The 13,937-nt window shown below is 63.9% G+C and carries 13 protein-coding genes; 9 read left to right on the plus strand and 4 right to left on the minus strand.

Annotated elements, in window-relative coordinates; translation table 11 throughout:
- Positions 1 to 9: 9 nt before the first annotated feature.
- The 6 genes from M3I54_RS03730 to M3I54_RS03755 all read left to right on the plus strand — a co-directional run bounded on the left by M3I54_RS03730 (position 10) and on the right by M3I54_RS03755 (position 7,621).
- Positions 10 to 981, plus strand: a complete 972-nt coding sequence (locus M3I54_RS03730; RefSeq protein WP_254333127.1) for an ABC transporter permease subunit — start codon at positions 10 to 12, stop codon at positions 979 to 981.
- Positions 978 to 1,889: an ABC transporter permease subunit gene (locus tag M3I54_RS03735; RefSeq protein ID WP_254333129.1), complete on the plus strand. Its 912-nt coding sequence runs from the start codon at positions 978 to 980 to the stop codon at positions 1,887 to 1,889. The genes M3I54_RS03730 and M3I54_RS03735 overlap by 4 nt, the downstream gene beginning before the upstream one ends.
- Before the next feature lie 115 nt (positions 1,890 to 2,004).
- The gene (locus M3I54_RS03740) at positions 2,005 to 3,585 is read left to right on the plus strand and encodes a DUF3138 family protein (protein ID WP_254333132.1); all 1,581 of its coding nucleotides are present in this window, start codon (positions 2,005 to 2,007) and stop codon (positions 3,583 to 3,585) included.
- Between the two features lie 61 nt (positions 3,586 to 3,646).
- Positions 3,647 to 4,939 (plus strand): FAD-binding oxidoreductase, encoded by a 1,293-nt coding sequence (locus M3I54_RS03745; RefSeq protein WP_254333134.1) that lies wholly within the window; start codon positions 3,647 to 3,649, stop codon positions 4,937 to 4,939.
- A 287-nt stretch (positions 4,940 to 5,226) separates the two neighbouring features.
- The gene (locus M3I54_RS03750; protein WP_254333137.1) at positions 5,227 to 6,531 is read left to right on the plus strand and encodes an FAD-binding oxidoreductase; all 1,305 of its coding nucleotides are present in this window, start codon (positions 5,227 to 5,229) and stop codon (positions 6,529 to 6,531) included.
- Between the two features lie 115 nt (positions 6,532 to 6,646).
- On the plus strand, positions 6,647 to 7,621 hold the full coding sequence (locus tag M3I54_RS03755; RefSeq protein WP_254333139.1) for an aldo/keto reductase: 975 nt from the start codon (positions 6,647 to 6,649) through the stop codon (positions 7,619 to 7,621).
- Here M3I54_RS03755 and M3I54_RS03760 read toward each other — a convergent pair.
- Positions 7,569 to 9,101, minus strand: coding sequence for a PLP-dependent aminotransferase family protein (locus tag M3I54_RS03760; protein WP_254333141.1), 1,533 nt, complete (start codon positions 9,099 to 9,101; stop codon positions 7,569 to 7,571). The two genes, M3I54_RS03755 and M3I54_RS03760, sit on opposite strands and share 53 nt — an antisense overlap.
- A gap of 108 nt (positions 9,102 to 9,209) precedes the next feature.
- On the opposite strand from M3I54_RS03760, the gene M3I54_RS03765 reads away from it, so the two are divergent.
- Entirely contained in the window at positions 9,210 to 9,674 is a 465-nt protein-coding gene (locus M3I54_RS03765) for a GNAT family N-acetyltransferase (protein WP_254333143.1), read from the plus strand.
- An 18-nt stretch (positions 9,675 to 9,692) separates the two neighbouring features.
- Here M3I54_RS03765 and M3I54_RS03770 read toward each other — a convergent pair whose 3' ends face one another.
- From M3I54_RS03770 to M3I54_RS03780, 3 genes are all read right to left on the minus strand, one after another.
- Positions 9,693 to 10,274 carry a DUF3501 family protein gene (locus M3I54_RS03770; protein ID WP_254333145.1) on the minus strand — a complete coding sequence of 194 codons (582 nt, stop codon included), beginning with the start codon at positions 10,272 to 10,274 and terminating at the stop codon, positions 9,693 to 9,695.
- A 39-nt stretch (positions 10,275 to 10,313) separates the two neighbouring features.
- On the minus strand, positions 10,314 to 11,666 hold the full coding sequence (locus M3I54_RS03775) for a heterodisulfide reductase-related iron-sulfur binding cluster (RefSeq protein WP_254333147.1): 1,353 nt from the start codon (positions 11,664 to 11,666) through the stop codon (positions 10,314 to 10,316).
- Between the two features lie 147 nt (positions 11,667 to 11,813).
- Positions 11,814 to 12,236: a rubrerythrin family protein gene (locus tag M3I54_RS03780; RefSeq protein ID WP_254333149.1), complete on the minus strand. Its 423-nt coding sequence runs from the start codon at positions 12,234 to 12,236 to the stop codon at positions 11,814 to 11,816.
- Between the two features lie 307 nt (positions 12,237 to 12,543).
- On the opposite strand from M3I54_RS03780, the gene M3I54_RS03785 reads away from it, so the two are divergent.
- Entirely contained in the window at positions 12,544 to 12,903 is a 360-nt protein-coding gene (locus M3I54_RS03785) for a DUF3564 domain-containing protein (protein WP_042268533.1), read from the plus strand.
- Between the two features lie 243 nt (positions 12,904 to 13,146).
- Positions 13,147 to 13,935: a DNA/RNA non-specific endonuclease gene (locus tag M3I54_RS03790; RefSeq protein ID WP_254333151.1), complete on the plus strand. Its 789-nt coding sequence runs from the start codon at positions 13,147 to 13,149 to the stop codon at positions 13,933 to 13,935.
- Positions 13,936 to 13,937 lie beyond the last annotated feature (2 nt).

Genomic DNA, 13,937 nt, shown 5'->3' on the forward strand with positions numbered 1-13,937 from the left:
GCCTCAATCATGAGTACCACTATTCCCACCACGCCTGGATCAGGCCGCGCAGCCGCAGATGCGCGCCGTCCCGCAATCGTGCGCTTTTTCTCCCGCTTCGTGCCTTCGGGCCGCACCGCCGTGATCGGCGTGCCGTTCATCTGGCTCACGCTTTTCTTTGCGCTGCCGTTCGTGCTCGTGCTCAAGATCAGCTTCGCCGACCAGGTGATGGCCGTACCGCCCTACTCGAACCTGGTCGAGATGAAGGACGGCATGGTGCACTTTGCGCTGCAACTCGGGCACTACGCGTTCCTGCTGCAGGACAGCCTCTACATCGCCACCTATATCAGCTCGCTGAAGATGGCGGCGGTCTCCACGATCTTTTGCCTGCTGATCGGCTACCCCATCGCCTACTACATCGCGCGCTCGAACCCGGCCACACGCAACCTGCTCATGATGGCCGTGATGCTGCCGTTCTGGACATCGTTCCTGATCCGCGTGTACGCGTGGATCGGCATTCTCAAGGACGACGGCCTGCTCAACCACGCGCTCATGGCCATCGGCCTGATCCACTCGCCGCTGCGTCTCTATCACAGCGACGCGGGCGTCTACATCGGCATGGTCTATTCGTACCTGCCCTTCATGGTGATGCCGCTCTACGCGCACCTCGTGAAGATGGACCTCACGCTGCTCGAAGCCGCCTACGACCTGGGCGCGAAGCCCTGGGTGGCCTTCACGCGGATCACGCTGCCGCTCTCGAAGAACGGAATCATCGCGGGCAGCCTGCTCGTGTTCATTCCCGCCGTGGGCGAGTACGTGATTCCCGAACTGCTCGGCGGCGCCGACACGCTCATGATCGGCCGCGTGATGTGGGACGAGTTCTTCAACAACATGGACTGGCCTATGGCCTCCGCCGTCACCGTCGCGATGGTGCTGCTGCTGCTCGTGCCGATGGCTCTCTTCCAGCACAACCAGGTCAAGGAACTGGAGGACCGCAAATGATCAAGCCCAATCGCGCACTCTCCGCAGGCGTGCTCACGCTCGGCATGCTGTTCCTGTATATCCCGATCGTCAGCCTCGTGGTGTATTCGTTCAATGAGTCCAAGCTCGTCACCGTATGGTCGGGCTTCTCGCTGAAGTGGTACGCCGCCCTGCTGCAGGACGACGAACTGCTCAGCGCCGCGTGGCTGTCGCTGAAAATCGGTCTGATGACGGCGTTCGCCTCTGTCGCGATCGGCACATGGGCCGGTTACGTGCTCGCCCGCATGGGCCGCTTCAGGGGCTTCGCGTTCTTCGCGGGCATGATCAACGCGCCGCTCGTGATTCCCGAGGTCATTCAGGGCATTTCGCTGCTGCTCCTCTTCGTCGCAATGGAGCAGTTCCTCGGCTGGCCAAAGGGCCGTGGCGTACTGACCATGTGGATCGGCCACGTCATGCTGTGCGTCTCATATGTGGCGATCATCGTGCAGTCGCGTGTGAAGGAGATGAACAAGTCGCTCGAGGAAGCCGCGCTCGATCTCGGCGCCACGCCGCTCAAGGTGTTCTTCGTCATCACGCTGCCGCTCATCTCGCAAGCGCTGCTCTCGGGGTGGCTGCTCTCGTTCACGCTCTCGATCGACGACCTCGTGCTCTCCGCGTTCCTTTCCGGACCGGGCTCGACCACACTGCCGCTCGTCGTGTTCTCGCGCGTGCGCCTCGGTCTGAACCCGGAGATGAACGCCCTCGCCACGCTCTTCATCAGCGCCGTGACGATTGGCGTGATCGCCGTGAACCAGCTCATGTCGGCGCGCGAGAAGAAGCGCATGCGCGACATGCAGCTCGCCTTCGTCCAGCCCGATGCCTCGGAAGCCATCACGCCCACCGCCCCTGCCGGCGCGGTGGGTGCGCCGATCGGTCGGCGCGCGGCGTGATGAGGAATCCATAAGAACCCATATGCGACCCGTGCGGGTGGCGGCGCCGCGCCGCCCGCCGCGCCCCAACCACACGCCGAAGTATCTGTAATAACGACCAACAAGGAGAATTCCAATGAAGAAGAAGTTAATCTGTCTGCTGGTGGCCGGGGCGTTGCCAGGGCTCGCTTTTGCCGACTCGACCAGCGAACAGATCAAGGCCCTGCAGGAGCAGCTCAACGCCCTGCAAAAAGAGGTCAAGTCCCTGAAGACCGAGCTGGCACAGTCGAAGAGCACAGGCAAGGTGGTAGCCGCAGCACCGGTGGCACCCGTAGCCGCAGCAGCACCGATCGACATCAGCTCGCCCGATTACGGCAAGGCGCAGGCAAACCTGACCAACGACCAGGTCGATGCGATGAAGCAGCAGATCGCGAGCCAGCAACTCAAGGTCGATTCGCTCAGCGACGCCGCCAATACCGGTCCGCTCGCGGGCCTTTCGATCACCGGCTATATCGACCCGACGTACATCTACAACCGCGCGCCGGGCACCTCGTCGTTCCTGTTCGCAAACCACACCGGTGCGTATAACTACTTCAACAGCACGTTCGGCGACGTCTATCTCGACATCAAGAAGACCTTCGGCGTGGGCCCGATGGCGCCGTCTGCCGAAATCACGCTCATGCCCAACCGCGGCAACGGCATCACGCTGCTGCAGAACGAGCACGGCGAGATTGGCAACAATATCCTGAACACCGCCGTCGTGACCGTGCCGGTGACTTCCACGGGCACGTTCGTCGCCGGTCTCATGCCGAGCTTCGGCGGCTACGAGGTGCAGCAGTCGAACCAGATGCTCACGCTCACGCACAACCTGCTCTACGACTTCTCGGATCCGGGCAGCTATGTGGGCATTGGCTGGAATTACACGCCGGACGGCAGCCAGTGGGCGTTCAAGTTCATGATCGGCAACGAGCAGTACCGCACCAATGGCGCGGTCGTGCAGACGGGCCAGAACGCGCTCGGAGACCCGATCACCACCAGCAACAGGATCCCGACGTTCACGGCGCGTGCCGACTACACGTGGTCCAGCGCACTCGACATCGGCGGCTCGTTCAACATCGGCCGCCAGACGCTGCCGAGCGCATTCGATTCGACGACGGGCCAGGCCGTGTACGGCGTGGGCGGCCAGGCGTCGAGTTCGGGCGGCTACTTCTTCTTCGGCGAAATGGACGCGACCTACACGCTCGCGGACATCCAGTACAGCGCCGAAGTCGATTACGGCCAGCAGCAGCGCGCGGCGTTCAACGGCGGCAACGCGCAGTGGTACGGCTTCTCGCTGCTCGCGCACCGCAAGTTCAACGCGCCGGTGGTGGGCCGCATGGGCGTGACGGCGCGCTACGACCTGCTCGCGAACGGCAAGAACGGCGGCGGCGGCGGTGGCATCGTGCTCAACTCGAACGGCATGGACCCGTACAACGGCTTCGGCATTGGTGCTGACTGCCTGGCAAACTCGAAGGCCGGCGGCGGCTTCGGCTTCGAGTGCAAGGGCGCGACACGCCAGGACGTCGCGCTCGACCTGCTGTTCTACCCGACGCAGCAGATCCAGGTGAAGGTGGAATATCGCCACGACTGGGCCACGCAGCGCGTGTTCCTGAACAGCGATGGTTCGTACGGCAAGAGCAACGACTTGCTGGGCGCCCAGTTCATCTACTCGTTCTGATGAAGTCGCGGCGGGCGCCGGCCTCGTGCTGTCGCCCGCTGCTTCCTGATTTGCTTTCCCTATGCTCAAATTCGCCAATCAGCCTCATGCCCCGTCCTGGTACGCGGCCACCGCCAACGACACCACCACGCACCCCGCGCTCGAAGGTGCGCTCGATGCCGACGTCTGCGTGGTCGGCGCGGGCCTCACAGGTGTTTCGGCCGCGCTCAACCTCGCGGAACGCGGCCACCGCGTCGCGCTCGTGGAAGCCTCGCGAATGGGGTGGGCCGCAAGCGGGCGAAACGGCGGGCAGTTGATTGGCGGTTTTGCCTGCGATATCGACACGTTCGCGCAGTTCATGCCCGAAGCCGAGGTCCGGCAGATCTGGGACATGGGTCTGGAAACGCTCGACATCGTTAAGCGGCGCGTCAAGCAGCACAACATCGACTGCGCGCTCACGGCAGGCTATTTCACCGCCGCGAACAAGGCCCGCGACGTGGATGCGCTCAAGCGCTGGCGCGACGAGGCGGCGCAGCGCTTCGGCTACGACCGCTTGCAGTACGTGGACGGCGACGGGGTGGGGCGCTACGTGGCGTCGTCGCGCTATCCCGGCGGCCTCTACGATCCCGATAGCGGGCATCTGCATCCGCTGAACTACACACTCGGGCTGGCGCGCGCGGCGGTCGAAGCCGGCGTGCGCGTGTACGAAAACAGCCCCGTCACGCGCCTGCGCGAAGAAAACGGCGCACATGTGATCGAAACCGCGCGTGGCAACGTGCGCGCGAAATTCGTCGTGCTCGCATGCAATACGTATCTGGGCCATCTCGCGCCCGCGCTGGCGCGCAAGATCATGCCCGTGGGCACCTATGTGATCGCCACCGAAAAGCTCGGCGCCGAACGCATGAACGCGCTGATGCCCGCTCAGGCTGCCGTATGCGATAGCCGCTTCGTGCTCGACTACTTCCGTCCCGCCGCGGACACGCGCCTGCTCTGGGGCGGCAAGGTGAGCTATTCCACCTTCGCGCCGCCCAATCTAGGCGAAGCCATGCGCCGCGACATGCTGAAAACGTTTCCGCAACTCGCCGATGTGAAGGTGGATTACGCGTGGGGCGGCTACGTGGACATCACGATGAACCGCGCGCCGCACTTCGGCCGCCTCTCGCCCACGGTGTATTTCGCGCAGGGCTTCTCGGGCCACGGCGTGAACACCACGGGACTCGCGGGCACGCTGATCGCCGAAGCGATCCACGGCCAGGCCGCGCGCTTCGACCTGTTCGGCAAGATCCGTCACCGCGATTTCCCAGGCGGCGCTACACTGCGAACCCCTGCCCTCGTGCTCGCGATGGCGTGGTATCGAATGAAGGACCTGCTTTAGGGCTTGTTCACATTCATAACGGGCTTGCGCTGGCCGCCGGAAGGGCCGAGCGCAAGGACTGTGACGAAGCGAATACTCGACGTATTCGTGAGGAGCATGACGCAGCGATCGGCCCTTCTGGCGGCCAGCCCGTGGAATAAAATTCAAAGTTTGGGGAACGTGCCTTGCCGGCTGCATTGCGGCGTCGCGCGTCGCTTGTTTGGCTCGGCCAAACGGCGCGCCACCCTCCTTGCAATACAGCCGGCAAGGCACGTTCGCAAGCCCGTTATGAATGTGAACAAGCCCTAATGACACTCGACCTCGACGCCCAGGCGGACGCCCTCGCCCGCCACTCGTACTACGAAGCCACCGCCACGCGCCCCGCCGACGACGAGCCCATGCTCGAAGGCACGCTCGACGCCGACGTCTGCGTGATCGGCGCGGGTTTCGCCGGGCTCTCGGTCGCGCTCGAGTGCCGCGCGCGCGGCCTGTCGGTCGTGGTGCTCGACGCGCATCGTCCCGGCTGGGGTGCCTCGGGCCGCAATGGCGGGCAGACGCTCGTGGGCTTCGCCAAAGACGAAGTACTCGAAAAGCAACTCGGCGAACAGGGCATACGCGCGGCGTGGGCGCTCTCCATCGAGGGCGTGAACCTCGTGCGCGAACGCATTGCGCGCTATGGTATAGATTGCGACTTCACGCCGGGTTATCTGACCGTTGCAACGAAAACAAAGCGCGTGCCGGACCTGCGCGCGTGGATGGACGCCGCTCGCACGCGCTGGGGCTACGATCGCCTCGAATGGCTCGACACCGATGCCACGCGCGCACGCGTGGCATCGCAGCGTTATATCGCGGGCGTCTACGATCCGGTCTCGGGGCATCTTCATCCACTCAAGTACTGTCTTGGCCTCGCTGCCGCCGCGCGACGCGAAGGCGCGCAACTCTTCGCGCATACGCGTGCGCTCGAAGTCGTACGCGGTGCCCGGCCCGTGGTCAAAACGGCGCACGGCGAAGTACGCTGCCGCTTCGTGGTGTCGTGCTGCAACGCCGCTCCGGGCGGCGTGCTGCCCGACAGCGTGGCCGCGCGCATCGCGCCCATTGCGTCGTACATCATCGCGACCGAACCGCTGGGGCGTGAAATGGCTGACTCGTTGATCGCGCAACGTTCCGCCGTGTGCGACAACAACTTCTTTCTCGACTATTTCCGCGTCTCGGCGGACGACCGCATGCTGTTCGGCGGGCGCGCCGATTCGACAGGCGCCGCGCCCGAGCGCCTTACGGCGGCCATGCAAACGCGCATGAGCGATACGTTCCCGCAGCTCGCCGGCGCGCGCGTGGAATACGCGTGGGGCGGCTTTGTCGATGTCACGCGCAACCGCGCGCCAGACTTCGGCGCGATCGACCCGAATTATTACTATGTGCAAGGCTTTTCGGGGCACGGTGTCGCGCTCACAGGCATTGCGGGGCGTCTCGTTGCGCAGGCCATCGTCGGCGAGCGCACCTCGTTCGATCTGTTCGCGCGGCTCCGGCACGCGCGCTTCCCCGGCGGACACGCGTGGCGGCGGCCCGCGATCGAAGTCGGCATGCTCTACCACCGCGTGATGGAAATGTTCTGACGCGGCACGCCCTGCACGTTCTCCCGGCCTGTTATACCCTTGCGAAAGTCCGCCGCCCTCGCGCGGCGCACGCACTTCCTCTGCTTGAATCGCCTTTTCGCCAGGAGCAACAGCAATGGATTACGTCAGGTTCGGCTCGACAGGTCTGCAGGTTTCGCGTCTTTGCCTCGGTTGCATGACCTACGGCGCGCCCGAGCGCGGCACGCACCCGTGGACGCTCGGCGAAGACGCCAGCCGCCCGCTCATCCGCCAGGCGCTCGACGCCGGCATCAACTTCTTCGACACCGCGAACACCTACTCGGACGGCACCTCGGAGGAGATTGTCGGGCGCGCGCTGCGCGACTTCGTCAAGCGCGACGACATCGTGCTCGCCACGAAGGTTTACAACCGCATGCGGCCCGGTCCGAACGGCCAGGGTCTTTCGCGCAAGGCCATCCTCACGGAAATCGACCATAGCCTCAAACGGCTCGGCACCGATTACGTCGATCTCTATCAGATCCATCGCTGGGACTACAACACGCCCATCGAAGAAACGCTCGAAGCGCTGCACGATGTGGTGAAGGCCGGCAAGGCGCGCTATATCGGCGCTTCGTCCATGCACGCCTGGCAGTTCAGCAAGGCGCTCTACACGTCGCGCCTGAACGGCTGGACCGAGTTCGTGAGCATGCAGGACCACGTGAACCTCCTGTATCGCGAGGAAGAGCGTGAAATGCTGCCGCTATGCGCCGATCAGGGCATTGCCGTGATGCCGTGGAGCCCGCTCGCGCGCGGCCGCCTCACGCGCGACTGGAACGAAACAAGCGAGCGCGAGGCCAGCGACAAGTTCGGCAAGACACTCTACGGCGCCGATGCGGACAAAGCCATCATCGATGCGGTCGCAACCATCGCCCGTGCGCACAACGTCTCGCGTGCGCAGGTTGCGCTCGCCTGGCTGCTGCACAAGCCCAGCATCACTTCGCCGATCATCGGCGCGTCGAAACCGCAGCATCTCGAAGACGCTGTCGCGGCGCTCTCGCTCAAGCTTTCCGACGAAGAGATCAAGACGCTCGAAGCGCCCTATCTGCCGCATGGGATCGCGGGCCATCAGTAAGCGATGAAGCCGCTGGCAGACGCTCGCGCACGATGCGCGCGAGCGTCTGCATGAGCGTGTCGGCAACCTGCGGCGGCGTCTCCGCATAGCCGAGCAGGAAGCCGTTGTAGCGCGTGGCGTCCGGTGCATCGACGCAATACGCGCTCAATGGCGAGAGATGCAGGCCATGTGCGCGCGCGGCTTCGCTCACATCGGCGTCAGAGAGCGGCGCGTCGAGGCGTACGCTCAAATGCATGCCGCCCGCGTCCGCCGACACCGTCATCATGCCGGCCAGATGTTTATCGATTGCGGCGACCAGACCGTCACGGCGCTCTTCGTAGAGCTTGCGCATGCGCCGCAAATGGCGCGCGTAGCGCCCGCTTTCGATGAATTCCGCCAGCGCCAGTTGTTCCGCCACGCGCCCCTGGCGCACGAGCGTGTGATGCGCCTGCGCGAACTGCGCCGCCACACGCTGCGGCACGATCATGAAGCCGATGCGCAGCGCCGGAAAAAGCGTCTTGCTGAACGTGCCGAGATAGATCACGGGCGCGTCGTCGGCGAGGCCCTGGATCGACGGCAGCGGCGGCCCGTCGTGGCGCAGCTCGCTGTCGTAGTCGTCCTCGACGATCCACGCGCCGCACGCGCGCGCTTGCTCGATCAGCGCGAGCCGCCGCTCGAGGCTCAGCACGCAGCCAAGTGGATACTGGTGCGACGGCGTGAGATAGACGAGTCGTGGTGGCCGCTCACGCCAGTCCTCTGGGCGCGCCGCCATGCCCGCCGCATCCACGCTCATCGGCACGAGTTCCAGCCCCGCAGCCGTAAACGCCACGCGCGCGCCCAGATAGCCCGGATTTTCGATCCACGCACGTTCGCCTTCGTCCGCGAAGAGACGCGCGCACAGGTCGAGGCTCGACTGCGTGCCGTCCGTGACGAACACCTGGCCGGGCTGGCAGCGCACGCCGCGCGAAACTCGCACATATTGTGCAATCGCCTGACGCAGCGCGGGCATGCCAGCGCTGTCGCCATAGCCGAGATCGTGCGCGCGCAACTCGCGCAACGCGCGTTCGACCGCCGTACGCCATTGCGCGTAGGGGAACGCGTCCAGCGCGGGCACGCCGGGGCGCAGCGCCTTCGAACCATCGCGGCCCGAGCGGCGCGGCGGCAGTTCGCGCACGCGGCGCGCAAGCGCAGGTACGGGATCCTCGCGCTGTGCGGCTTGTGCCGGCGTTACCGCTGCACCGGCGCTGACTGCGTTGACGACCGAACCGTGGCGCGTAGCGCTGACGAAGCCCTCTTCCACGAGCCGCTCATACGCATAGAGCACCGAATTGCGCGCAATGCCGAGTTGCTCCGCGAGCGCGCGGCTCGACGCGAGGCGCGTGCCGCGGCCAATGTCGCCGTCGAGAATCGCGCGGCGCAGGCTCTCGTAAAGCAGGTCCTGCTGCGTGAGCTTGCGCACGGCGCGCTTCGCATAGGCCGTCATCATCAACGCGTAGTCCAAACCCGTGGCTCCATTGTTTTATGTTTCGGTGGGACTAACAATGGTGCCACAAGTCGCTTACGCTTGGGAGTTTGGGCAAGCCTGTCAACAAGGAGAAGGAGACAACACATGACCGACACGACGCTTCAAGTCCGCGCCGTCGCGCCCGACGATTTCGATGCATGGCTGCCGCTCTGGGACGGCTACAACCGCTTTTACGGCCGCTTCGACGCAACCGCGCTGCCGGAACACATCACGCGCACGACCTGGTCGCGCTTCTTCGACGGCTACGAGCCCATGCACGCGCTCATCGCTGTGCGCGGCGAGCGCGTGCTCGGCCTCGTGCACTTCATCTATCACCGCAACACGATTCTGGAAGGGCCGATCTGCTATTTGCAGGATCTCTTCACCGTAGAAGACGCGCGCGGCCAGGGCGTGGGCCGCGCGCTGATCGAAGCCGTGTATGCGCACGCGAAGGCGTCGAATTCGTCGCGCGTATACTGGCACACGCATGAGACGAATCACACGGCGATGCGGCTTTACGACGACGTGGCCGTGAAGCCTGGTTTCGTCATGTACCGCAAGGACGTTTGACAAGGCATGCGAAGCGCCTCAGGCGAGATCCTTGAGTAACGAGGCGCGCACCTCGCCGTCGATGGTCTGCGTCGGTACGCGGTAGTTCGGATGATCGCAGCCTATCGTGAGCGTGGCGCCTTCGCGCAAGCGCGTTTTCATCTGCCGCGTGAGTTCGAACCGAACGAAATGCACCGCCGAAGTCTTTTCGGCGTTCTCGCGTTCGAGGTCCTCATCGGCAATCGCGTAGACGGGCGGCTCGCCATCCACCTGAACGAACACCTTGTCCTCTATGCCGATAAGCCGCGCAAGCGCCGCGCGCCGCTCGACTTCACTCTCGTATTCGAGCTGCATGGTCGCCTTCAGGTTGCCGCCGTCGGGCACGAGCGGCAGATAGGCCGCGAGTTCGCCCTGAATGCCGTCTTCGTCGAAGATCTTTTCGATGTGCAGCATCTCCTGGATCTGGTAGCGAATCGTGGTCTCGTCCTCGAACAGGAACGTGAGGTGATTGCCGAGCGATACCACGCGCTGCTTCTTGTGCTCGATGATGCGTTTGCGCATATCGCCCCGCACCCTGGCGTAGGCTTCCAGCGTCAACAGCGAATTTCTCGCGATCGTCATGAGTCGTGCCTCGTGAATGTTGCGTGGTGGCGTCGGGGCCTAAATGCCATAGGCGCGGCGCAGCAAGGTAATGGGATGAGCGAGCGGCGGCTCGCCTAGCTGGTTCTCTTCGATGCCCTGCGCAATGTGATGCCCCGCGAGCTGGCAATCGGACGAGATGAAGTTCGGCCCGGCCTGGCCTGGCTCGGCCTGCGCCATCTGCTTGAACACGGGCGTGCCGATCTTCATCGACATGGCGTGGAACTCCTTCTTCACGCCGAACGTGCCCGCGTGGCCCGAACAGCGCTCGACCACGGTGACTTTCGTTTCGGGCACGAGCGAAAGCAGGTCGAAAGTCTTGCGGCCGATGTTCTGCACGCGCGCATGACACGGCACGTGATACGACACGTTGCCAAGCGGCTCGCGGAAATCGGTCTTCAGCAGGCCGTCGCGATGACGCGCCACGAGATACTCGAACGGGTCCCAGAACGCGTCGCTCACGGCTTTCGTGTTGGCGTCGTCGGGGAACATCAGCGGCAGCTCGTGCTTGTACATGAGCACGCAGCTCGGCACCGCGCCGATCAGCGCATAACCTTCGCGCGCGTAACGCGCGAGCATCGGCATGTTCTGCGACTGCTTGTGCGCCACGCCCTCCAGATTGCCCTGCTCCAGCAGCGGCATGCCGCAGCACCATTCGCTCTTCACCAGCTCGTAGGGAATCTCATTGTGGTCGAGCACAGCGAGCAGATCGTGGCCAATGCCGGGCTCGTTGAAATTCACGTAGCAGGTCGCATAAATGGCGACCTTGCCCGGCGTGCGTTCGCCGTCGCGCACCTCGCTCGATGCCGCCCGTTTTGCAACGTTACGAAACTTGTGCGTGGCGAAGTCGGGCAGCCACGCCTTGCGGTCGACGCCCAGCATGTCTTCCATCGCGCCGCGCATCGCCTTCGTGTGATTGATCGCGTTGACCGTTTGCGTGACGACGGGAATGCCGGCGATCTGGCCGAGCGCGTCGGTATTCGAGAGCACGCGGTCGCGCAGCTTCACTTCGCCCTTGCGATAGTGAACGGCCTTGGCGCGCAGCATGAGATGCGGAAAGTCCACATTCCACGGATGCGGCGGCACGTAGGGGCACTTCGTCATGTAGCAGAGATCGCACAGATAGCACTGGTCGACGACTTTGTCGAACGATGCCTTGTCGACGTCGTGTGCTTCGCCGCTATCGGTTTCATCGACAAGATCGAACAGCGCGGGAAACGCGCCGCATAGCGACACGCAGCGCCGGCAGCCCGCACAGATATCGAACACGCGCGCGAGTTCCGTATCGAGCTGGGCCTGGTCGTAAAAAGCGTCGGAGCGCCAGTCGAGCGGATGGCGGGTGGGCGCTTCGAGACTGCCTTCCTTGTGGGGCATGACGTCTCCTTCTTTTATTTATCAGCCAAATACGCGGCTAAACGAGCGCGCGCGTATGCGCGCCGGTGCTTGCCCGGCACGCGAAACAAAAACAGCGCGCGCGTCATGGATGCGTGCCGTAAAGCACGCGGCGACGCTCAATCCGCCTCAATCGGCCAGCACGTCCAGCGCCTTCGTATAGCGGTTGGCGTGGCTGCGCTCCGCCTTGGCCAGTGTCTCGAACCAGTTCGCGATTTCGTCGAAGCCTTCGTCGCGCGCGACCTTGGCCATGCCGGGGTACATGTCGGTGTATTCGTGCGTTTCGCCCGCAATTGCCGCCTGCAGATTCTGACGCGAGCTGCCGAACGGCAGCCCGGTTGCCGGGTCGCCTACCGCTTCCAGATATTCGAGGTGGCCGTGCGCGTGGCCGGTTTCGCCTTCGGCGGTCGAGCGAAACAGTGCCGCGACATCGTTTTGTCCTTCTACGTCGGCCTTGGCTGCGAAATACAGATAACGGCGGTTGGCCTGTGATTCGCCGGCAAATGCATCCTTGAGGTTCTGTTCCGTCTTCGAGCCCTTTAGCTGTGCCATCTGTGCCTCCATCGTTCGACCTGATATGTGGGGACGCGACGCAATTCGCCTTCGTGCAATGCAGCATGCGCGGGCGACTTCGCCGCACTATTAATCTAGGTTGTGGCGTTTGTGTTCCCAATTGTGATTTTCAATCCCCGCGATAGCGTAGCCGGGTTTACGCGGGCAGAAATGGACACAAAGGGGGCCGGCCCAGGCACGCGCCATGCTCGCGACGATCTGTCCTGCACTCTTCACTTTGCGCGCGCGCGGAGTCGTCCTAGACTTTGAAATTGCCGACGCGCCCGATCAATTTTGCGGAGATGCCATGCGACTTACGATCCTGATCAACGGTTCCGATCCGACCGTCAATCACGACTATGCAGTGCTCTGGCTCGACACCGACCAGCAACGCTGGTCCCGCGAGTCTCACGAAGGGATCGACCTGCCAGAATGGGGTGAATTGCGCGATGTGAATGGTGTCACGTCGCTATGCGCGCCGCTCGAAAACGAGCCGCTGTGCACGCTACGCGGCCTGCATGTGAACCGCCGCCAGGAAATCAGTTCGGCACACGGCGACGCGACATGGTCGTGCGAAACCTCGCACTCGCCGATGGAAGGCCAATGGCGCCTCCAGGCCGTGGACCGCCAGATGGTCCGCGCCGAGCATTCGCTTTTTGCAGGCTGAGTCGTTGTTGATGATCTAATCGATTGAATGCAGGCGGCATCATTTGCCGCCTCGCTCCTCGCGCAGCAACGCAACGCTGCCGCGCTCATTGCATCTGCTTGTGCATCACCTCTCGCTTGCGCCCGCCCACCTCGCGGGCGCGCGTTTTTTTGCGCCGCGCTTTGCTCCCGCCTCCACCTGCCGCCATGCGCCCGCTATACTTTCAGCCCGCTTGATCCCACCCCAGTCCAGTCTGTCATTTCGATGAAGAAGCTGTTTGCCTCGCTTGTTTCCTCCCTGCTGCTCGCGGCCGCGAGCCATGCAGCCGCCGCACCGGCCTGTTCGCAATTCGTGCCCGACGGCCAGTTCCCGACGCTCACGAATCAACGCATGGCGCCAAAAACGCGCATGCTCTGCTATTCGGATTTTGTCGTGCTGCATTCGGGCGTCACGCACGGGCCGCTGTGGTCCGCCGAGCATCTCACGCGCGATCACCTCGAAGCCGCGAAGGATATGACGCGCACGAACCGCTTCTTCGAAGACGACCGCCTGCCCGAAGGCGAAGGCGCGACGCTCGCCGACTACAAGCGCAGCGGCTTCGACCGAGGCCACATGAGCCCCGCGGGCAATCGCTGGAATGCACAGGCCATGGCGGAATCGTTTTCACTCGCCAACATGGTTCCGCAGAATCGCGAGAACAACCAGCGCCTTTGGGCCCATATCGAAACTGCCGTGCGCAAGCTCGCATCGAAGTACGGCGACGCCTATGTCGTGACCGGCCCGCTCTTCTCGGGCGCACAGCTCCAGACGATCGGCGCGACGCGGGTGCTCGTGCCAACGCAGATCTTCAAGGTCGTGTACGTGCCATCGCAGCAGCTCGCGTTCGCGATCGTCGCGGACAACACGGCTGTCGATCGCTATGACGTGCGCTCGGTGCGCGATCTCGAAGCGCAGAGCGGCATTGCGTTCCCGGGTATTCCGGCGAACGTCGCGGCCAGGGAAAAGGTCTCATTCAACGGCCGCGGCTTTGCCGTGAGCAAATGGGGCTGGTAGGC

Origin of the sequence: Paraburkholderia sp. CNPSo 3274 (assembly GCF_024206475.1) — a bacterium.
GTDB lineage: Bacteria > Pseudomonadota > Gammaproteobacteria > Burkholderiales > Burkholderiaceae > Paraburkholderia.